The sequence below is a fragment of the Brucella pseudogrignonensis genome (assembly GCF_032190615.1).
In the GTDB taxonomy this organism is placed as follows: domain Bacteria; phylum Pseudomonadota; class Alphaproteobacteria; order Rhizobiales; family Rhizobiaceae; genus Brucella; species Brucella pseudogrignonensis_B.
This window is the reverse complement of record NZ_JAVLAT010000001.1, coordinates 147,469-168,715: the sequence shown is the minus strand read 5'-3', so window position 1 is coordinate 168,715 and position 21,247 is coordinate 147,469. Positions and strand designations below refer to the sequence as shown.

Sequence of the window (21,247 nt, the reverse complement as noted above, 5' to 3'; positions counted from 1 at the left end):
AATAGATTCAACGCGTATCCCTGTCCCAAAAATCATTTAAACTTTTGCGGATACGCTCAATAGGAGAGGCCCGATGGCTTATAAAGACCCGGAAAATACACTCGTTCTTGAAACCACCAAGGGCAATGTTGTTATCGAACTCTTTAACGAACTGGCTCCTGGCCACGTTGAACGCATCAAGGAACTGGCACGCGAAGGCGCTTATGACGGCGTTGTGTTCCACCGCGTGATCGACGGCTTTATGGCACAGACCGGTGACGTCAAGTTCGGCAAGACCGGCGGCGCACATTTCAACGGCTCGCGCGCTGGCATGGGCGGTTCGGACAAGCCTGATCTGAAGGCTGAGTTCTCGAACGTTTCGCATAAGCGCGGTACAGCTTCGATGGCGCGTGCACAGAACCCGAATTCGGCTAACTCCCAGTTCTTCATCTGCTTTGGCGATGCATCATTCCTCGACCGCCAGTACTCCGTTTGGGGTCAGGTTATCGAAGGAATGGAAAACGTTGACCAGATTAAGCGTGGTGAACCTGTTACCGATCCAGACATGATCGTCACTGCACGCATCGCTGCTGACATCTAATTCTGTCGTTTCTATAGAAATATAGCGGCTCCGGTTTCGCCGGGGCCGCTCTTGGTTTGAGGTTTTACAATGCGTGTTGATCTTTTCGATTTCGATTTGCCGGATGAGAGCATTGCTTTGCGCCCAGCAGAGCCGCGTGACCATGCCAAGCTGTTGCGTGTTCGTCCCGGTCAGCCTTTCGAAGATCGACAGGTGTTTGAGTTGCCTGATCTGTTACAGCCGGGTGATGCGCTCGTTTTCAACGATACAAAAGTTATTCCCGCGCAGCTTGAAGGCATGCGCGATCGCGAAGGCAATATTTCGCAAGTGAGTGCGACGCTTCACATGCGCACTGGCGCTGATCGCTGGAAAGCATTCCTGCGTCCTGCCAAGCGCGTTAAAGAAGGCGACCGCATTCGTTTTGGTCACTCCGGTTCAAGCTGCTTTACGGGCACGCTTGATGCAACCGTTGCGGAAAAAGGCGATGCAGGCGAAGTGCTGCTGGTGTTTGACCTTTATGGCGCAGCTCTTGATGAAGCCATTGCTGCCGTAGGCCATATTCCTTTGCCGCCTTATATTGCATCCAAGCGCGCTGAAGATGAGCGCGACCGCAGCGATTATCAGACGGTTTATGCTCGGGAAGAGGGCGCTGTTGCGGCGCCAACGGCTGGTCTGCACTTCACGCCGGAACTGCTCGCAAAAATCCGCGAACGCGGCATTGAAGAGCATTTCGTGACGCTTCATGTGGGGGCTGGCACATTTTTGCCCGTCAAAGCCGACGATACGACAGACCACAAGATGCATTCGGAGATTGGTTATGTCTCAAAGGAAACGGCTGATGCGCTCAATGCCGTTCATGCACGTGGCGGTCGCGTGATATGCGTTGGTACCACATCGCTGCGCCTCATTGAGACTGCTGCCGGCGAAGACGGTATCATTCGCTCATGGGCAGGCCCGACCGATATTTTCATCACGCCGGGCTATAAATTCCGGGCTGTTGATCTGCTGATGACCAATTTCCATCTGCCACGCTCAACATTGTTTATGCTTGTTTCGGCCTTCAGTGGTTTCGAGGTCATGCATGAAGCTTATAAGCGCGCAATTGAGACAGGCTATCGCTTCTATTCCTATGGAGATTCAAGCTTGCTCGAACGAGGTTAGCCGAAACGGTTTCCTTTTCAGTCAAAATTATTTAGAGACACGGCATGACCAGCGAAAATTTTGAATTCAAAGTGCTTGCGCGTGATGGCGCAACGCGTCAGGGCGAAATCTCCATGCCACGCGGCGTGGTGCGCACACCCGCCTTCATGCCAGTTGGCACAGCCGGAACCGTCAAAGCCATGTATATGGATCAGGTGAGGGATCTTGGAGCCGATATTATTCTCGGCAATACCTATCATCTGATGCTGCGCCCCGGTGCGGAACGTGTGGCTCGTCTTGGTGGTCTGCACGAGTTTGGTGGTTGGAAAGGCCCGATCCTTACAGATTCCGGTGGTTTCCAAGTTATGTCGCTCGCGCAATTGCGCAAGATCGATGAAACAGGCGTGACTTTCCGTTCGCATATCGATGGCAAAGCCTATGAAATGACACCCGAGCGCTCTATTGAAATTCAGGGGCTGCTTGATAGCGATATTCAGATGCAGCTTGATGAATGCGTGGCGCTGCCATCGCCTGAAAAGAACACCGAGCGCGCCATGGAAATGTCGTTGCGCTGGGCTGAACGCTGCAAGGTTGCCTTCGGAACACAGCCAGGGAAGGCGATGTTTGGCATCGTGCAGGGCGGTGACAATGCGCGTCTGCGTGAACGCTCGGCAGAAGCGCTGAAAGCTATGGATCTCAAAGGCTATTCCGTTGGTGGTCTGGCCGTTGGTGAGCCGCAGAGTGTTATGCTCGATATGCTTGAAGTCGTTTGCCCGATTCTGCCAGCGGAAAAGCCACGCTATCTGATGGGTGTTGGTACGCCGGATGATATTTTGAAATCGGTTGCTCGTGGCATCGACATGTTTGATTGCGTGATGCCAACGCGTGCCGGTCGTCATGGTCTGGCGTTCACACGCTTTGGCAAGGTGAACCTGCGCAATGCGCGTCATGCCGATGATCATCGTCCGCTTGATCCAGAATCAAACTGCCCGGCAACGCGTGATTACAGCCGCGCTTATTTGCATCATCTGGTCAAATCCGGTGAAGCGCTGGGCGGAATGCTGCTGACTTGGAACAATCTGGCCTATTACCAGTATCTCATGCAGGGCATTCGTGCAGCGATTGCCGAAGGCCGTTTTGAGGATTTCGCGGCTGAAACGACAGCCGGATGGGAGAGGGGCGACATCCCCGCTCTTTAATCTATAAAAAACGCGCCTTCTGAGGCGCGTTTTTTATACGAAGCGATTAGCCAGCTTCGAGAAGCGTTTCTAATCGGCAAATCAATGAATGTCGCTCTTCGTCACTGACAATATCGCAATCAAGCAGCCGACCACATTCGAGGCCGGAAACTGCCAGATAGGTAATCAGCACGAGATTTCGATCCGACGCATCTTCGAGCATGCGGTCGAGCAGCGCGCGGTGGTAATGTCTGACCGGGATCATAAAATCCGGGTTTTCGACCAGAGCAGCCAAAATACCGCTTGCTGGTGGTTCATCATCTGCCTGAACGCGAAAAACGTCAAAAAACGCACGCGCAACTTGATTCTTTCCGCCACTTTGAAGTTTCTCCTGAACCTCCATCGCGTGTTCATGCACCTTCATATATTCTTCGACCACGCCTTCCAAAAGTTTGGCTTTGGTCGGAAAAGAATAGAGCAATCCACCTTTTGAAAGCCCCGCACGAGCAGCCACTGCGTCGAGTGAAATATGTGCGGGGCCGACTTCCTGAGCGAGTTCAACAGCCGCTTTAAGGATACGTTCGCGCGAAGAGACCTTCTTCTTCGTGGACAATTCTGTGAGGCTCCTGACAGTTCAATAGTTGACAATACCGTCCAGACGGTACAGTTATTTGATCCAAACATTCAAGTAAAATACGCGCGATTTTTTGCTGAGGCAGAAACGCGCTTGAGCCGCCCTGGAGTGCAGCCGCAATGATCAAACGCCTTATTCTGGCAATAATCTTTCTCGTGATCGTCGTGGGGGGGCTCGTTGGCTTCAACCTGTTCAGGGAGAAAGCCATTAAGGACTATTTTGCGAACATGAAACAGCCGGCGCAGACTGTTTCGACCATTACAGTCTCACCTTCAAGCTGGACGCCCGGTATTGAGGCAATCGGAACTGCAAATGCAAAAAACGGCGTAGACTTGACTGTCCAGCTCAATGGTATCGTTCAAAAGATAGCATTTAAGGCCAATCAGGACGTTAAGCAGGGTGATTTGCTGCTTGAAATGGAAAACAGCATCGAGAAAGCAGATGTTGCAGCGGCGGAAGCTCAGTCTGTTCTCGCCGATCAGAACCTTAAGCGTGCACAGAGTCTGCGTAAGAGCGGTTTCGGTACAGTATCCGATGCAGACACCACCGAAGCGACCGCAAGTGCCAACAAGGCTGCAGTTGTAAAAGCGCAAGCCGTTCTTGATCAGAAATTTGTTGTTGCGCCGTTTTCCGGCATTATCGGTATCAACAAGGTCGATCTTGGTCAGTATCTCACGCCGGGCACAGTGATTGCGACACTGCAGCAGGTCGATACAATGCGGGTTGATTTCACAATCCCTGAATTGTCGCTGCCGATGATCAAATTGGGTCAGACAATCAAGATGGGCCAGAGCATGGCGGCTCTTGATTTTTCCGGTGTAATTACGGGTATTGATCCTAAAATCGATCCGTCAACACGTCTGGTTTCTGTGCGTGCTGAGGTTGAAAACCCGGACCATAAGTTGACGCCCGGCCAGTTCCTACAGGTTCGTGTTGAACTGCCAACAGAAGATAACATCATTACTCTGCCACAGACGACAATCGTAACCAGCCTTTACGGTGACTATGTTTTTGCCGTTCGCCGTGCCGAAAAGAAGGAAGACGAGAAATCCGACGACGGTGACAATCTGACCGCTCAGCAGGTGTTCGTTAAACTTGGACGCCGTTTTGGTGAGGTTGTAGAAATCATCAGTGGTGTTAAAGACGGCGATGTTATTATCACAGCTGGTCAGAACAGGCTTTCTGCTGGCATGTCGGTCAAAATCGACAATGCTGTGAACCCGATCCCAGCAGCAGACAAGAAATAGGCGCTAGCGATGAGCTTTTCAGACATCTTCATCCGGCGACCCGTACTTGCCACTGTGGTCGCGCTTATGATCATTCTCCTGGGTTTACAGGGGATTGCTCAGCTTTCAGTGCGTGAATATCCAAAGGTAGATGAAACCGTGATCACGGTCTCGACAACTTATGCGGGCGCGAGCGCCGAGCTTATTCAAGGCTTTATCACTGCCCCAATCGCAGAGGCCGTCGCGACGACCGAAAACATTGATTATGTAACCTCATCAAGCCGCCCATCATCCAGCACTGTCACCGTTCAGATGAAGCTTGGTGCAAATCCCGACGCGGCACTTACGGAAGTTATCGCCAAGGTCAATCAGGTTCGCGGTAAGTTGCCAGATGAATCTGATGATCCGGTGATTTCCAAAGGTACGGGCCAGAGCTTTGCGACGATGTATCTCGCAGCTCAGAATCCGAATATGACCAATGAGCAGATCACCGAATATCTAGAACGGGTTATCCAGCCGCGCATGTCCACAATTCAGGGTGTGGCAAGTGCCGCAATTCTGGGTGGTCAGGTCTATTCGATGCGTATCTGGCTTGATCCTATTCAACTTGCTGCGCGACAGATAACAGCGTCCGAAGTGTTGGCTGCAATCAAGGCGTCTAACTTCCTTTCAGCCCCTGGAAAGACGAAGAACAAGTATGTGGCTTCATCGATTACACTTGAATCGACGTTGCAAACGCCTGAGGCTTTCGGTGCTATGCCGGTTAAGTCTTCTGGTGATGAAATCGTAAGATTGCGCGATGTTGCACGCGTTGAACTTGGCGCTCAAAGCACTGACACGATTGTCTCTTTCAACGGTTCTGCGGGCACGTTCGTAGGTGTATCTCCAACACCTGCCGCCAATCCAATTGATATGGCAAACGCGGTGCGCAAGGAATTGCCATCAATTCAGAGCTCGTTGCCGGAAGGCATGACGATTGTTCTGGTGTACGATGCAACCGAGCAAATTAGTTCGTCGATCAACGAAGTTTTCACAACCATTGGCGAAGCTGTTGCTATCGTTATTTTGGTTATCATCGTGTTCCTTGGATCGTTCCGGTCGGTTCTTATTCCAATCGTTACCATTCCGATTTCACTGATTGGGGTTTGTTTCTTCCTCTATATTCTGGGCTTTTCGATCAATCTTCTTTCGCTGCTCGCGATGGTTCTGGCGATTGGTCTGGTGGTCGATGATGCGATCGTGGTGCTTGAGAATATCCACCGGCATATTGAAGAGGGACTGCGTCCGATGGATGCCGCCTTCAAAGGTATGAAGGAAATTACCGGTTCCATTATTGCGATGACGATCACGTTGGCTGCGGTGTTTGCACCACTCGGTTTCACGGGTGGTTTGACTGGCTCGCTGTTCCGGGAGTTTGCATTTACGCTTGCGGGCGCAGTTATCATTTCCGGCATTGCTGCTCTCACAGTATCGCCGATGATGTGTGCTCGTTTGCTCAAGCATGGTGAGGCAACGCGGTTTCAAAAGTTCATCGATAAGACGTTTGGCAAACTTGAAAAATTCTACCATCGTCTGGTTTCTGGATCTCTCAATTACCGGCCGGTAACGCTCTTGATTGTTGCTGCACTCGTAGCACTTACCGGATTTCTCTTTTTGAAGACGTCAAGCGAGCTGGCTCCAGAAGAAGATTCGGGTGCGCTGTTTGCCCTTATAAATGCGCCACAATATGCGACGTCCGCCTATACAGATTTGTATGCGCGGGAAATTGATGAGCTGACGAAAGATACGCCTGATCTTAAAACGCGATTTCAGATTGTGGGCATGGATGGCGGTACAAATTCTGGTATTGCGCTATGGGTGCTCAATGACTGGAACGATCGCAGTCGCACGCAAAAGCAAATCCAGCAGGAACTGACCGAGCGCCTCACGAAAGTGGCTGGTGTTCAGTCATTTATCTTTGCGCCTCCTTCCTTGCCGGGGACGGGTGGTGGTCTGCCGATTTCGATCGCTCTTCAATCGACTGGCCCTGCCAATCAGGTTTTTGAACTTGCAGAGCAAATTAAGAACGAAGCGCAGGCAACTGGCCAGTATATTGTGGTTCAGAATTCGCTATCTTTTAATTCACCGCAAACACGAATTTCAATTGATCGTGATCGCGCAGCGACGCTGGGCGTTCAGGTCAGCGATATTGGTTCGACGCTTGGGCTTTTAACGGGTGGTGCTTCGGTGGCGAAGTTTGACCGTGATTCAAACAGCTACGATATCATCACGCAGGTTCCCGATGAGTATCGTTCGAACCCGGAAAAGCTGGGCGACTTCTATGTTCGCAGTCTTTCGGGCGAAATGGTGCCGCTTTCGGCTCTGATTAAGATTACACAGGCTGGTGCTCCGGCAGCAATTGAACAGTTTAATCAGCTAAATTCTGCAACAATTTCCGCTTTGCCTCTGCCGGGCGTAACGACGGGACAAGGCCTGCAAACACTTGTTGATTTGACACGTTCGAAAATGCCGGAAGGCTTCTTCCTGGATTATTCCGGCCAGTCACGTCTGGAAGTCGAGCAGGGCAACACGATTCTGATCGCATTCGGCCTTGCCGTTGTTGTGATTTATCTTGTGTTGGCAGCGCAGTTTGAAAGCTTTCGCGATCCTTTCATCATCATGATGTCGGTTCCGCTTTCGATCTTCGGCGCTATTGTTCCGCTTAATCTTGGGTTGGGTACGATCAATATCTACACGCAGGTCGGCATGATTACGCTTGTAGGGCTGATAACCAAACACGGTATTCTAATGGTGGAGTTCGCCAATCAGCAACGGCGTTTGCATGGGCATTCGCGTCGTGAGGCGATTATCCTAGCTGCCGAAACGCGTCTTCGCCCGATCTTGATGACCACGGCTGCTATGGCTCTTGGTGTTGTGCCACTGATTCTTGCTAGCGGCGCGGGTGCTGCTGCCCGTTATTCAATGGGTCTGGTGATCTTCACTGGTATCACCATCGGGACGATCTTCACGCTGTTCGTGGTTCCGATGTTTTATACGTTCATCGCCGAAAAAGACGTGGTGGGTGAGTTTATTCCAGAGAGTGAGGATGGTTCGCAACCAAACCATGCTTCTCATCACTGAAACTTTTATTGAATAAACAGTTTAAGGGCGGCCTTATACGGGTCGCCCTTTTTGTTGGGATGAAGTTGCATTCCAACTGTTTCACACCATATGAGCCAGCATGATACCTTTATCCGTACTCGATCTTTCACCCGTCCCTGAAGGCAGCGATGCCGGACAGTCTCTACGCAATACGCTGGAGCTTGCTCAGCAGGCCGAAAAACTGGGCTTCACACGCTATTGGTTGGCCGAGCATCACAACATGCCCGGTATTGCCAGTGCGGCTACCTCGGTCGTTATCGGCCATGTGGCAGCGGGCACGTCCACCATTCGCGTTGGTGCAGGCGGCATCATGTTGCCGAACCATTCGCCATTGGTAATCGCCGAACAGTTCGGCACACTGGCTTCGTTGTTTCCGGGTCGTATCGATCTGGGCCTCGGTCGTGCGCCCGGCACCGATCAGCTGACGGCACATGCGCTTCGCCGAAATCTGGAAAGCAGTGCCAATGATTTTCCGCGCGATGTCGTGGAGCTTCTCAATTATTTCAAGCCAGCTGATCCTGCCCAGCGCGTTCAGGCAGTTCCTGGCGCGGGGTTGAATGTTCCTGTCTGGATTCTCGGTTCGAGCCTGTTTGGCGCGCAACTGGCTGCGATGCTGGGACTGCCTTATGGCTTCGCCTCCCATTTCGCACCGGCTGACATGGAACGCGCCGTCGCGCTTTATCGCGAACGATTTGAGCCGTCCGAATATCTGCAGAAGCCTTATGTTATGCTTGGGCTTAATGTCATTGCAGCGGATACGGATGAAGAAGCACATCATCTGTTCACATCGCAATTGCAGGCATTTGTGAACTTGCGCAGCGGCCGTCCGGGCAAGTTGCCTGCGCCTGTGGCGGGTTATCAGGAGCAACTTGATCCTTCCGCACAGGCATTGGTTCGCCAGATGCTATCATGTCGTGTCGTGGGCGGTCCTGAAACCGTCGACAAGGGCATTCGCGAATTTGCCGAACGCACTGGTGCGGACGAATTGATGGTGACGGGCATGATCTATGACCATCAGCAGCGTCTTCGTTCTTATGAGATCGTCAGCAACTCGATGGCGTGAGGTTCGAACTCGCGATTGACCTCAGTAAGAAGCCAATCGCGGAAAGCTTTGACCGCAGGCGTGTTTGCACGCGCCTGCGGTGTCACAAAGTAATAGCTGCTCGGGCTTTTGACTGTGTGCTGATAGGCCACGACAAGCTGCCCGCTTTCAATTTCGGCACTGATCAGAAACAGCGGCATCAGTGCAATCCCAAGACCTGCGACACAAGCCTGAGAGACATTTGAGAACTGCTCAAAGCGCATTCCGCCCGCAACCGGTGCTGCAATGTCGAGGCTTTTGAACCAGTGGCTCCATGCTCCAGGGCGTGATGCCATGTTGAAAAGCGGCAGGCGCAACAGGTCATTCGGCTCTGTGATGGCGTGCTGTTTCAGAAAAGCTGGACTGCAAACAGGCGCAACGGTTTCCTCCATAAGAAATGTGCAATCGGCATTTGGCCAGTCCGGTTGGCCAATATGGATTGCCGCATCAAGGCCCTCGCGTTCAAAGTCGAACTGGCCAATGCGGGTGGCAAAATTCAGAATAATATCCGGATATTGCGCGACGAAACGCGGGATTCTTGGGATCAGCCAACGAGTTCCAAAGGTCGGCAGAAATGCAAGATTGAGCGTTGTCCCACGCATTTGCGACATGACCTGCAATGAGGCCGCGCGAATGGAGGCAAGGGCAGGGCTTATCCCACTCAGATAGGCACGTCCGGCATCGGTCAGTAAAACATGGCGGCTGGTGCGGTCAAACAGAGCAGCGCCAAGTTGTTCTTCCAGCAAAGCGATCTGACGACTAACTGCACCTTGCGTTAAAGACAGCTCTTCTGCGGCGCTCGAAAAGCTCTGATAGCGCGCGACTGCATCAAAGGCTGCAAGCGCACTTGTAGAAGGAAGCAGGCGTCTCGAAAGTGAAATCATCATCTATTACTAAATGGAATAGTTAGATGAGTAAACGTAAATTGCATGTCGCATAATGCTGCGCCATAGTCTCATCAACCAAATTTGAGGAGATTATTCATGTCGCGTGCCGCATTTAACTGGGAAGATCCATTTCTGCTTGATGAGCAGCTGACCGAAGACGAGCGGATGATCCGCGACTCGGCGCAGGCTTTTGCGAGCGATGTTCTGCTGCCGCGCATTGAAAAAGCTTATCTTGATGAAACGACTGATCCGGACCTGTTTCGGCTGATGGGGCAGGCTGGTCTTCTTGGTGTAACGCTTCCCGAAGAATACGGCGCAGCCAATGCTGGCTATGTTTCCTATGGTCTGGTGGCACGTGAAGTCGAGCGCATCGATTCCGGCTATCGTTCGATGATGAGCGTTCAGTCGTCGCTCGTCATGTATCCGATCTATGCTTTTGGTTCCGACGAACAGCGCAAGAAATATCTGCCGGGTCTGGTTTCCGGCGAATTGATCGGCTGCTTTGGTCTCACCGAGCCTGATGCCGGTTCCGATCCTGCTGGCATGAAAACCCGCGCCGACAAGATCGATGGCGGCTATCGCATCAGCGGTTCAAAAATGTGGATTTCCAATTCGCCGATTGCCGACGTTTTCGTGGTCTGGGCCAAGTCGACTGCCCATGACGGTGCGATCCGTGGTTTTGTGCTTGAAAAGGGCATGAAGGGTCTTTCTGCCCCCAAGATTGGCGGAAAGCTTTCGTTGCGTGCGTCGATCACTGGCGAAATCGTTATGGATGGCGTGGAAGTATCGGAAGATGCATTGTTGCCGAATGTATCGGGCCTTAAGGGTCCGTTCGGGTGTCTCAACCGTGCGCGCTATGGAATTTCATGGGGTGTGCTGGGCGCGGCAGAGGATTGCTGGTTCCGCGCGCGTCAGTATGGTCTCGATCGCAAGCAGTTCGACAAGCCGCTGGCTGGAACGCAGCTTTATCAGAAAAAGCTTGCCGATATGCTGACTGAAATTACGCTCGGCTTGCAGGCATCGCTTCGCGTTGGCCGTCTGTTTGACGAAGGCAAAATGGCGCCCGAAATGATTTCCATCGTTAAGCGCAACAATTGCGGCAAGGCGCTCGATATTGCGCGTCAGGCTCGCGACATGCATGGCGGCAACGGTATTCAGATCGAATATCACGTCATGCGCCACGCTCAGAATCTTGAAACCGTCAACACCTATGAGGGTACGCATGATGTTCATGCGCTGATTCTCGGACGTGCGCAGACCGGAATTCAGGCCTTCTTCTGATCGCCGGAAAGGTTTTGAGAAATGCAGAATACACCGCTTGCGGGTCTTAAAGTCATTGAGCTGGCTCGCATTCTGGCAGGTCCATGGGTCGGACAGACACTGTCCGACCTTGGTGCCAACGTCATCAAGGTCGAAAGCCCTGAAGGTGACGACACCCGCACATGGGGGCCGCCATTTATCGAGGTTGAAGGCGAAAAGTCGGCAGCCTATTTCCACGCCTGTAATCGTGGCAAGCAATCGATTATTGCTGATTTTCGCTCTGATGAGGGCAGGGAGCTTGTGCGCAAGCTGGTTGCCGATGCGGATGTGGTGATTGAGAATTTCAAGCTCGGCGGTCTTGATAAATACGGCCTCGACTATGAAAGCCTGAAAGCAATCAATCCGCGGCTGATTTATTGCTCAATCACGGGGTTTGGTCACACCGGGCCTTATGCACAACGTGCGGGTTATGATTTCATGATCCAGGGCATGGGCGGCATCATGGATCTGACTGGCGAGCCGGACGGGCAACCGCAGAAAATTGGTGTGGCTTTCGCAGACATTTTTACTGGGCTGTACAGCGTCATCGCTATCCAGTCAGCTCTCATCATGCGTGAGCGCACGGGCAAGAGTCAGCATATCGATATGGCGCTGTTTGATTGCATGTCAGCGGTTCTTGCCAATCAGGCGATGAATTATCTGGCATCCGGCGTTTCGCCCAAGCGTATGGGCAATGCGCATCCCAATATCGCGCCTTATCAGACGCTGCCTGTATCGGACGGTTATTTCATTATCGCCTGTGGCAATGACGGGCAGTTTGCAAAACTGACGGCTTTGCTGGGAATCGGTGAACTTGCGCGCGATTCGCGCTTCCTCACCAATGCATCGCGCGTCGCCAATCGTGATGCACTGACGGCAATGCTTGAAGAGCGTACAACGCAATGGTTACGGGATGATATTCTGGAAGCGCTTGCTAAGGCAGGGGTGCCCGCCGGGCCGATCAACACGGTTGAAGACGTGTTTGCTGATCCGCAATTCATCGCGCGCCAGATGAGAATCGATCCCGATGGTGTACCGGGCTTGCGTACGCCAATCCGATTCTCGGACGCCGAACTGAAATTGGATAAGCGCTCGCCAAAACTGGGTGAACATAGCATCGATAAATAATAGAAAACCCCGCTTTAGGCGGGGTTTTGTTTAGGTAGTTGAGATGGTTTGATGCAGCTGAAAAAAGCGCAAAACAAACTATTATTTTTGAATAGGATGGTGCGGTCGAGAAGACTCGAACTTCCACGGGTTGCCCCACAGCGACCTCAACGCTGCGCGTCTACCAATTCCGCCACGACCGCACTGTGTGGTAGAAGCTGAACAATGTCAGCGAGAGGGCATTTAGCAAAACAATTTCGACTGCACAAGGCCATTCTTCAAGTTCATAACAATTGAATGAAATTAATTCATAAAACTCTTAAATACATGATTTTAAAATGCAAAAAGCTTCGCATCATCTGAAGTAAACCAGATAGCAAAGCTTCAACAAGAGCAGATAAAATATTTTGGAAGAGAATGGTGCGGTCGAGAAGACTCGAACTTCCACGGGTTGCCCCACAGCGACCTCAACGCTGCGCGTCTACCAATTCCGCCACGACCGCACTGTGTGGTAGAAGCTGAACACTGTCAGCGATGAGCCGTCTAGCAAATCGATCAGAGAGGCACAAGCTTATTCTTTAGTTAGTTTCAATCTTTTTTGAAATATCGCGTTATTAAGCAGTTATGCTCTGTAGGCGCCTGATATCTTCCAATCGTTTCATCGTTTCTGCATAACCAATATCGATTGCTTCCGAGGCGCGGTGAAAGTCCGCAAGGCCGATTTGTCCAACAGTTGGCATCAAGGAGACATCAGGTGGATCGCCAGCCATACGGGCGCGGGAAATGCGGTCCTGAATGATGTTGAAAGCTTCCATCATAACGCCAGTAATACCAAGGCGGCCTTCGTTTCCGCCATGAATCATCTCGCTTAACGTATCTGGATGCGATTGCGCATGTTTGATGACTGCAGCACGTCCGAACTGATCGTAATGCAGGTTGACGGCCAACACCAACCGCTGCTCGTAAGCGCGACAGACAGAGACGGGCACAGGATTGACGAGGGTTCCATCAACAAGAATGCGTTCCTGCCAGCGAACTGGCTCGAATATACCGGGCAAGGCATAGGATGCGCGCATGGCTTCGACCAGCGGGCCTGTAGAGAGCCAGATTTCATGACCTGTGCGCAATTCGGTGCAGACGGAAACAAAAGGCCGGTCGAGATCTTCGAGACGCAGACCATCAAGGTGTTCGCGCATACGACTATCAAGCTTCATGCCACCGAAAAGTCCGCTGCCGCGCAAGGTTATGTCCAGAAGATTGAACATGCGCCGTCGTGTTAAACTACGTGCAAACTCTTCCAGCTGATCGAGCTTGCCTGCAAGATAGCAACCACCAACCAGTGCGCCGATTGATGTACCGGCGATCATTTCGATTTCGATACCCGCTTCATCAAGAGCGCGAAGCACGCCGATATGAGCCCAGCCGCGCGCTGCGCCGCCGCCTAATGCGAGTGCGATTCGTCGTGGCTCAGGTCGGGCTTGAGGCTTGGCAATTTCGGCACCTTCGATGTTCGAAGGCTGCGAACTGGCTGCTTTACGCTTTTGACCCCAAGGGAACATATCGATCAACACCTCTTGTTTCGGCGAGTTTATCAAAACACTGTAGCGAAACAATAAATGTTAAAAATAACAGCTCGGAAAAATTAAAGCGCATTACGAAAGGTGCGAAATGGTTTTCTGGGCGCGCTCTAGTGGTCGTGATCGCAGGAGCCTTCAATTGAAAGGCTAACTTGACCATTTTCGGACTGAACCTGTCGGTAAAAACACGAGCGGCGACCCGTGTGACAGGTTGGGCCATCGCCAGCTACGCGGACTTTCAGCCACAACGCGTCCTGATCGCAATCAGTACGCAGTTCGATAACGCTTTGAAGATTGCCAGACGTTTCGCCTTTCTTCCAAAGCTTGGATCGCGAGCGCGACCAGTAATGCGCGATGCCAGTTTCAAGCGTCAGGCGCAACGCTTCGTCGTTCATATGAGCGACCATGAGCAACTCGCCATCTTGCGCGTCAGTGACGACCGCCGTGATAAGGCCGGAAGCGTCAAAGCGCGGCATGAAAACCGCGCCTTCTTCAATTGCCTTCTTGTCGGAAGGTTGTGCTGGAAAACTACTCATTTTTGCGCCTGATAATATACTTACTTACGAATAAGAGTCATGAAACGAACCTGTTCGTTCACGTCTGTCTTATAATCGCCGGTAAAGGTCGTGGTGATCGTGCTTGCCCCTTGTTTACGAATGCCACGCATCGCCATGCACATATGTTCAGCGTCAATCAATACGGCAACGCCGCGTGGCTTCAATATACGCTGAATGCTGTCAGCGATCTGAGCCGTAATGCTTTCCTGCGTTTGCAGGCGACGCGCAAAAATATCAACAACACGGGCAATTTTAGACAGACCAAGCACTTTTCCATCTGGCAGATAAGCGACATGTGCCTTCCCAATGATCGGCACCATATGGTGTTCGCAATGTGAGAAGAAGGAAATATCCTTCACCAGCACCATATCGTCATAGCCGGATACTTCTTCAAAGGTGGTGCCAAGCACCTCTTCAGGGCTTTCGGCATAACCGCCAAAAAGCTCACTATAGGACTTCGCTACACGCTTTGGCGTATCGAGCAAACCTTCACGATCAGGATTATCTCCTGCCCAGAGAAGGAGGGTGCGCACAGCGGCCTCTGCTTCAGCCTGCGTTGGCTTTTGCAATTGTGCTGATACAATAGATTCGTCACGGATTTTTTTGATGCGCGCGTCCATCGTTATTCTCCAGTAGCCTCCTTCAAAGAGGAGACGAGTTAAACGGACAATACAACGATGCGCTCAGTTATGAGAGGTCTGAGCGTGCGGTGTATTGATCCGACAACACCAAGTTGCCGGACAGGAATTTATGCGACTTCATAACCATGTGATAATCTGACCATGGCGCAGTCGCGACTTGCCTATTATATAGAGCGCAAAATGCAACTTCAAACCGTAACCGGGCGACAATTTACGTATTTATCCGGCAAGGCAGAAGGTTCGTCTCAATGATCGACGATGTTTATAATAAACGTATCCTTGAATTTGCAGGGAATATTGAAAAGCTTGGCCGCATTGCTGACCCGGATGCCGTTGCGACCGTTCACTCAAAATTGTGCGGTTCAACCCTCACGGTCTATCTTAAGATGCATGATGGCGTGGTTACGGACTTTGCGCATGAGGTAAAAGCCTGCGCATTGGGGCAGGCGTCATCGTCGGTTATGGCACGGCATGTTATTGGCTGTACGTCCGGAGAGCTTAGGGCAGTGCGCGATTCAATGTATGCAATGCTGAAGGAAAACGGTCCTGAACCTGAAGGTCGATTTGAGGATTTAAAATATTTTGAGCCAGTGCGCGAATATAAGGCTCGTCACGCTTCTACGCTTCTGACGTTTGATGCGGTCGTTGATTGCATTCGCCAAATCGAAGAAAAGGTGCAAGCTGCCTGATGTGTGGTTGCGGGAAACATCACACGGGTGATGCCGAGAGGCGCAAAACGCGCCAGACCCGCAACTTCAGCGATCCGTGGCGCAAAACGCCGGGCAGGGTGCTGGGTACGAGTTTGATACGATTATATCAGCTCACACTTTCTTCCTTCATCGGCAATTCGTGCCGCCATATGCCAACCTGTTCCGAATATACCTACGAATCTGTAGCACGATATGGCTTGTGGAGTGGCAGCTGGATGGGGCTTTTCCGGATCATGCGTTGTGGGCCGATGGGCACCCACGGTTTTGATCCCGTGCCGAGAGAATTAATTCCTTATTTCAAGTGGTATTTGCCGTGGCGCTATTGGCGCGTTTCGTCACCCAAAAATTAAATTCTTTCATAAAATCTGTTGATGAATTTCGCGTTGATTAGAATTCGTTAATGGTAATTCTGTTTTATCAGGAAACGCAAATCAGTTTTAACCAACGTCTTTTTGACGCCGCATTTCAGCTGCATTTGCATCGTGTTTTCTAGTCTTGCGAGCCATCATGCATAAATCGTCTTCCCGCATCGCCCAGCTTGTTGCCGGTGTTGCGCTTTCTGCCAGTGTTTTCTGTGCAACCAGCGCCATGGCCAATGTTTCTTGGGTCGTATTTGATGCGGATACGGGCGTAGTGGTGGGGCAGGACGGAGCAACTGAGCAACACGCGCCAGCATCGCTGGCCAAAATGATGACGCTCTATCTGGCATTTGAAGCGTTGAAGACAGGTCGTATCCATTGGGATGATCAAATGCCGGTGACAAAGAATGCTTCGGCGAAAGTCCGCATGAAGCTTTATCTTAAGCCCGGTGAGACGATTTCTGTTCGTGACGCTATCAATGGCATGATCATCGTATCGGCCAATGATGCAGCGACAGTTATGGGCGAGTATCTTGGCGGTTCGGAAGCAGGTTTCGGTCGTTTGATGACGCAGAAAGCCCGAAATCTCGGTATGAAAAGCACTTATTTCGTCAATCCATCGGGTTTGACAGGGCATTTGCCACAGCTGACAACTGCCCGCGATATGGCGGTGCTTGGAATGTCGCTTCGCCGTGATTTTCCTCAGGAATATGCGTTATTTTCACAGCGTTCGTTTGAATATAAAGGCCGTCCATTTAACGGCCATAACAATCTGATGTATCGTTATCAGGGCGTTGACGGCATTAAGACCGGATATACCGATGTCTCGGGCTATAATCTGGTTTCATCCGCAATCATCAACAACAAGCATCTTGTTGGCGTTGTTCTTGGTGCCGGATCGTCACGTGAGCGCGATGATCGCATGTCGAAGCTCCTCACGCGCTTTGGCACAGAAGGAGCCGGATTTGCAGGACGTGAATTGACTGCCTTTGCTGCGCCAATTGAAAATGCTCTGCCAATCGTCACGCAGATTAAGCCCCCTGAGCCAAAAGAAGATGCCGTCTCGGATATGATCGATGATTCCAAGATAGAGCAGGGCGATGGTGGTTTTCTGGTTAATCCTGCAGCGTCGCCATGGCGTGTTCAGGTCGGTATGACGCCATCGCGCAAAGGTGCGGACGAGTTGCAGGCGAAATATTTGCCAGTCGTAGACCGGTTGGTGCCGGGCACCAAAGCTGAGATTTCGACCGCGCCGCGTGGTCGCAAGCTTTATCGCGTTCGCTTTACCGGCTTTAAAGATTCAGATGCTGCGCAAAGGACCTGTACCCAGCTCAAATTGCAGGGTGTTCCGTGTTTGGCTATTCGCAACTGATTTCAGCCAAATTTGAGACGTCCTGAAAGCACCGTGATGCAGTTTGCCACGGTGCTTTTGCTTTACGTAATGGCCAAAAAAGATTATTAGCCGGTCTTCATTTCCTGTTGTGCAAGCAACATATAGATGGTTCTGCCAATTCAAAGCAGGATCGTTTCATGACTAACCACCCGCAATCGTTGGCGGGACTGGATAAGGACAATACGATGTCGAATGTTTCCATGCAGTTTCCTGATGGATCGGTGCGCGAATATAATGCTGCAACAACCGGTTTCGAGTTAGCTGAATCAATCTCCAAATCACTTGCTAAAAAGGCCGTGGCTTACGCCGTAGATGGCACCGTGCGCGATCTGTCTGATCCGCTTGGCGCTTCCGGTGCAATTGAAATTCTGACCCGCGAAGACCCGCGTGCGCTTGAATTGATCCGTCATGATACGGCACACGTTCTTGCAGAAGCCGTGCAGGAGCTTTTCCCGGGCACACAGGTTACAATTGGTCCGGTTATCGAGAATGGTTTTTATTACGACTTTGCGCGTAATGAACCGTTCACACCCGATGATCTGCCGGTGATCGAAAAGAAAATGCGCGAAATCATTCAGCGCAACAAGCCGTTCACCAAGCAGATCTGGTCACGCGAAAAGGCCAAGCAGGTTTTTGCCGATAAGGGCGAGAGCTATAAGGTCGAACTGGTTGATGCGATCGCTGAAGGTCAGGATCTCAAGATCTACAATCAGGGCGAATGGTTCGATCTTTGCCGTGGCCCGCATATGGCGTCCACAGGTCAGATCGGTAACTCCTTCAAGTTGATGAAGGTTGCAGGTGCTTACTGGCGCGGCGATTCAAACAATCCAATGCTGACGCGTATTTACGGAACAGCATTTGCCAATGACGCTGATCTCAACGCTTATCTTCATATGCTTGAAGAAGCCGAAAAGCGCGATCACCGCCGTTTGGGCCGCGAAATGGATCTGTTCCATTTCCAGGAAGAAGGTCCGGGCGTTGTGTTCTGGCACGCCAAAGGCTGGCGCATGTTCCAGACGCTTGTGGCCTATATGCGTCGTCGTCTCGATAGCCATGGCTATCAAGAAGTCAACGCACCACAGGTGCTGGACAAGTCGCTTTGGGAAACTTCAGGTCACTGGGGTTGGTATCGCGACAACATGTTCAAGGTCACGGTTGCCGGTGATGATACCGACGATGACCGCGTATTTGCACTAAAGCCAATGAACTGCCCGGGTCACGTTCAGATATTTAAGCATGGTCTTAAGTCTTACCGAGATCTGCCTATAAAGCTTGCAGAGTTTGGCAATGTGCATCGTTACGAGCCTTCGGGTGCTTTGCATGGTCTGATGCGTGTGCGCGGCTTCACACAGGATGATGCGCATGTGTTCTGTACCGAAGAACAGATGGCTGCGGAATGCCTGCGTATCAACGATCTTATCTTGTCGGTCTACAAGGATTTCGGCTTCAAGGAGATCACGATCAAGCTCTCGACACGCCCTGAAAAGCGCGTCGGTTCGGACGAATTGTGGGATCGCGCCGAAAGCGTGATGATGACGGTTCTTGAGCAGATCAAGGAACAGTCGGACGACATCAAGACCGGCATTTTGCCGGGCGAAGGTGCCTTCTACGGTCCGAAGTTCGAATATACGCTGAAAGACGCGATCGGTCGTGAATGGCAATGCGGAACAACTCAGGTTGACTTCAACCTACCGGAGCGTTTCGGCGCATTCTATATCGATAGCAATTCGGAAAAGACTCAGCCGGTTATGATCCATCGCGCAATCTGCGGTTCGATGGAACGTTTCCTCGGGATTCTGATCGAAAACTTTGCTGGTCATATGCCGCTTTGGTTCGCTCCAATTCAGGTCGTTGTAGCAACCATTACATCCGAAGCTGACGGTTATGCTGCTGAAGTTGCAGCCAAGCTTAAAGCTGCTGGCTTGCAGGTCGTGACTGACGTTCGCAACGAGAAGATCAACTACAAGGTCCGTGAGCATTCGGTTCAGAAGGTTCCGGTCATTCTGGTTTGCGGTATGCGTGAAGCGGAAGAAAAGACGGTCAATATGCGTCGTCTGGGGTCACGCGATCAGGAATCGATGACACTGGATCAGGCAATTGCGCGTCTCATAGAGGAAGCAACGCCGCCGGATTTGCTGCGTCTGCGCAAAGCATAATTGTAAAAAGCCCGCCTAAGCGGGCCTCAGACTGCTGACAAACCCGTCGATTTTTTTGGCGGGTTTTTGGTGTTTTGTGAGTGCGTGTTCAGATGGTGTTTTCGGGGCTGGGTGGGCGGAGTTTGAAGTGGGCTTGAGAGCCCTCATCCCCAAGCTGGTTTTGGGGTTTTCGTCATCGCCATTGCGATCTTCTTGATATTCTGGGCGCTCGCTGCAAGCAGGCATTGCCATCTGACCTGGATGAGACCGCGAAAGAGGCATAGCGGTGCCCGTGTAGCTGTTTGGCATCGGCAAACGAGCGTTCGACCGTCTCTTTGCGCCGCTTGTAGATCACCTTGCCCCACGTCGTCTTGCGGTTCATGCCGGTGCGCTCTCGGGCATCAGCCCAGACATGCCGGGTAATGGTCCGCTCCGCCTTGGCGTTTGCGGTGCACGATGCCAGAAGCGGGCAGTCGCAGCACACTGACGGGTCCGAGCGGTAGTGCTTGTAGCCGTTGCGGTCGGTGGTGGCGTAGCTGAGTAACTGGCCTTGAGGGCAGCGATAACCGTCCGCCTCGGGCTCGTAGACGAATTTCGATTTGGCGACCATCCCCTCTTTGGGCGGGGTCGGCCTGCGATAGCCGGTCACGCCAAGGATTTGCCTGCCCTCCAGACCTCTGGCCCCTCCAGACCTCTAGCAATGCCTGCCGTGGCATAGCCCGCATCCAGACCGACTGCGCCGACAGTGAATTCGAAGCGTTCACGCTGCCGGTCCAATCGTTCGAGATAGACGATGGAGTCATGCACATTGGCTGGCGTCACATAGGTATCAGTGATTATGGCATGGCGGCCATCGACCGTGCGGTGATCGAGATAAAAGAAACCCTTAGGCTTACCGTCGCGGACCATGTAACCGCTATCGGGATCGGTATGACTGACCTTGGTTTCCTTCACCTCAGCTTCGCGTTCCTTGTCCTTCAACGGCTTCTGGCCGTGCGCCACACGCTCGGCCTCAATCGCCCGGTCGAGATCGGCCCAGTAGTCGGCTCGCGACTTCTTCAGCATCACCAGATCGTACTTGCCCTTGTTGGCATTGGCCTTCAGATGGGTCGAATCCGTATAGAGCACCGTGCCATCCACCAGGCCATGGCGGATCGCCTGCTCCACGATCGCATCGAAGATGTCCTGCGCCACGGACGTGTCGTTGAAGCGGCGGCGACGGTTCTGGGAAAGCGTCGAGGCCTCGAAGACCGGGTCCGTCAGCTTCATGCGCAAGAACCACCGATAGGCGACATTCACCTCGATCTCGCGCACCAACTGACGCTCCGAGCGCACCCCGAACAGGTAGCCGATGAACAGCGCCTTGAACATCAGCGTCGGATCGAGCGGCGGCCGACCGTTGTCGGCGCAGTAGAGCCTCGCGACGCGATCATGAATGAAGGAGAAGTCGATCACCGCGTCGATCTTGCGAAGCAGGTGATCCTTCGGCACCAGGCTATCTAGTGTCACCATCTCGAGAGCCGTCTGTTCGGGAGCGGGTTTCTTCAACATGGCCCAGTGAATCATAAACCCCCAGCTCGCGCCAGGGGTTTGTCAGCAGTCTGAAGCGGCATTTTGGCTGCG

General features: G+C 52.1%; 17 protein-coding genes, 2 tRNA genes and 1 pseudogene. 12 read left to right on the top strand and 8 right to left on the bottom strand.

Translation table 11 applies throughout. The features are described 5' to 3' along the window. Positions 1–73: 73 nt before the first annotated feature. The 3 genes from RI570_RS00845 to tgt all read left to right on the top strand — a co-directional run bounded on the left by RI570_RS00845 (position 74) and on the right by tgt (position 2,898). Positions 74–580 (top strand): peptidylprolyl isomerase, encoded by a 507-nt coding sequence (locus tag RI570_RS00845; protein ID WP_250039827.1) that lies wholly within the window; start codon positions 74–76, stop codon positions 578–580. Between the two features lie 69 nt (positions 581–649). Beyond that, complete coding sequence (gene queA, locus RI570_RS00840) at positions 650–1,720, top strand: tRNA preQ1(34) S-adenosylmethionine ribosyltransferase-isomerase QueA (RefSeq protein ID WP_313826537.1); 1,071 nt, start codon at positions 650–652, stop codon at positions 1,718–1,720. A 44-nt stretch (positions 1,721–1,764) separates the two neighbouring features. Next, positions 1,765–2,898: a tRNA guanosine(34) transglycosylase Tgt gene (gene tgt / locus RI570_RS00835; protein WP_313826536.1), complete on the top strand. Its 1,134-nt coding sequence runs from the start codon at positions 1,765–1,767 to the stop codon at positions 2,896–2,898. Between the two features lie 46 nt (positions 2,899–2,944). On the opposite strand, the gene RI570_RS00830 is transcribed toward tgt, so the two are convergent. After that, positions 2,945–3,490, bottom strand: coding sequence for a TetR/AcrR family transcriptional regulator (locus RI570_RS00830; RefSeq protein ID WP_313826535.1), 546 nt, complete (start codon positions 3,488–3,490; stop codon positions 2,945–2,947). A gap of 140 nt (positions 3,491–3,630) precedes the next feature. On the opposite strand from RI570_RS00830, the gene RI570_RS00825 reads away from it, so the two are divergent. The 3 genes from RI570_RS00825 to RI570_RS00815 all read left to right on the top strand — a co-directional run bounded on the left by RI570_RS00825 (position 3,631) and on the right by RI570_RS00815 (position 8,941). Then, the gene (locus RI570_RS00825) at positions 3,631–4,758 is read left to right on the top strand and encodes an efflux RND transporter periplasmic adaptor subunit (RefSeq protein ID WP_313826534.1); all 1,128 of its coding nucleotides are present in this window, start codon (positions 3,631–3,633) and stop codon (positions 4,756–4,758) included. A 9-nt stretch (positions 4,759–4,767) separates the two neighbouring features. After that, on the top strand, positions 4,768–7,857 hold the full coding sequence (locus tag RI570_RS00820; RefSeq protein ID WP_313826533.1) for an efflux RND transporter permease subunit: 3,090 nt from the start codon (positions 4,768–4,770) through the stop codon (positions 7,855–7,857). Positions 7,858–7,957: 100 nt separating this feature from the next. Beyond that, positions 7,958–8,941, top strand: coding sequence for an LLM class flavin-dependent oxidoreductase (locus RI570_RS00815; RefSeq protein WP_313826532.1), 984 nt, complete (start codon positions 7,958–7,960; stop codon positions 8,939–8,941). Here RI570_RS00815 and RI570_RS00810 read toward each other — a convergent pair. Beyond that, positions 8,911–9,843: a LysR family transcriptional regulator gene (locus tag RI570_RS00810; protein WP_313828506.1), complete on the bottom strand. Its 933-nt coding sequence runs from the start codon at positions 9,841–9,843 to the stop codon at positions 8,911–8,913. The two genes, RI570_RS00815 and RI570_RS00810, sit on opposite strands and share 31 nt — an antisense overlap. Positions 9,844–9,942: 99 nt before the next feature. Here RI570_RS00810 and RI570_RS00805 point away from each other — a divergent pair, with 99 nt between their 5' ends. Continuing rightward, positions 9,943–11,127, top strand: coding sequence for an acyl-CoA dehydrogenase (locus RI570_RS00805; protein WP_313826531.1), 1,185 nt, complete (start codon positions 9,943–9,945; stop codon positions 11,125–11,127). Positions 11,128–11,148: 21 nt separating this feature from the next. Beyond that, the gene (locus tag RI570_RS00800) at positions 11,149–12,273 is read left to right on the top strand and encodes a CaiB/BaiF CoA-transferase family protein (RefSeq protein ID WP_313826530.1); all 1,125 of its coding nucleotides are present in this window, start codon (positions 11,149–11,151) and stop codon (positions 12,271–12,273) included. Between the two features lie 97 nt (positions 12,274–12,370). Here RI570_RS00800 and RI570_RS00795 read toward each other — a convergent pair. The 5 genes from RI570_RS00795 to folE form a co-directional block, all read right to left on the bottom strand. Next, positions 12,371–12,455 (bottom strand) — tRNA-Leu (locus RI570_RS00795). Between the two features lie 215 nt (positions 12,456–12,670). Beyond that, positions 12,671–12,755, bottom strand: a tRNA-Leu gene (locus RI570_RS00790). Positions 12,756–12,866: 111 nt separating this feature from the next. Further along, positions 12,867–13,811 carry a patatin family protein gene (locus RI570_RS00785; protein WP_313826529.1) on the bottom strand — a complete coding sequence of 315 codons (945 nt, stop codon included), beginning with the start codon at positions 13,809–13,811 and terminating at the stop codon, positions 12,867–12,869. Positions 13,812–13,939: 128 nt separating this feature from the next. Then, positions 13,940–14,365: a phosphoribosyl-AMP cyclohydrolase gene (gene hisI, locus RI570_RS00780; protein ID WP_313826528.1), complete on the bottom strand. Its 426-nt coding sequence runs from the start codon at positions 14,363–14,365 to the stop codon at positions 13,940–13,942. Between the two features lie 20 nt (positions 14,366–14,385). Continuing rightward, entirely contained in the window at positions 14,386–15,006 is a 621-nt protein-coding gene (folE, locus tag RI570_RS00775; protein ID WP_313826527.1) for a GTP cyclohydrolase I FolE, read from the bottom strand. 269 nt (positions 15,007–15,275) lie between these two features. On the opposite strand from folE, the gene RI570_RS00770 reads away from it, so the two are divergent. The 4 genes from RI570_RS00770 (at position 15,276) to thrS (ending at position 19,645) form a co-directional block, all read left to right on the top strand. Then, on the top strand, positions 15,276–15,716 hold the full coding sequence (locus RI570_RS00770; protein ID WP_313826526.1) for an iron-sulfur cluster assembly scaffold protein: 441 nt from the start codon (positions 15,276–15,278) through the stop codon (positions 15,714–15,716). After that, positions 15,716–16,087 carry a membrane protein insertion efficiency factor YidD gene (yidD, locus tag RI570_RS00765; RefSeq protein ID WP_313828505.1) on the top strand — a complete coding sequence of 124 codons (372 nt, stop codon included), beginning with the start codon at positions 15,716–15,718 and terminating at the stop codon, positions 16,085–16,087. The genes RI570_RS00770 and yidD overlap by 1 nt, the downstream gene beginning before the upstream one ends. 157 nt (positions 16,088–16,244) lie before the next feature. Continuing rightward, complete coding sequence (locus RI570_RS00760) at positions 16,245–17,468, top strand: D-alanyl-D-alanine carboxypeptidase (RefSeq protein ID WP_313826525.1); 1,224 nt, start codon at positions 16,245–16,247, stop codon at positions 17,466–17,468. A 206-nt stretch (positions 17,469–17,674) separates the two neighbouring features. Further along, entirely contained in the window at positions 17,675–19,645 is a 1,971-nt protein-coding gene (thrS, locus tag RI570_RS00755) for a threonine--tRNA ligase (RefSeq protein ID WP_313828504.1), read from the top strand. 143 nt (positions 19,646–19,788) lie between these two features. On the opposite strand, the pseudogene RI570_RS00750 reads toward thrS, so the two are convergent. Further along, positions 19,789–21,175, bottom strand: a pseudogene (locus RI570_RS00750) (IS1182 family transposase). Between the last annotated feature and the right edge of the window lie 72 nt (positions 21,176–21,247).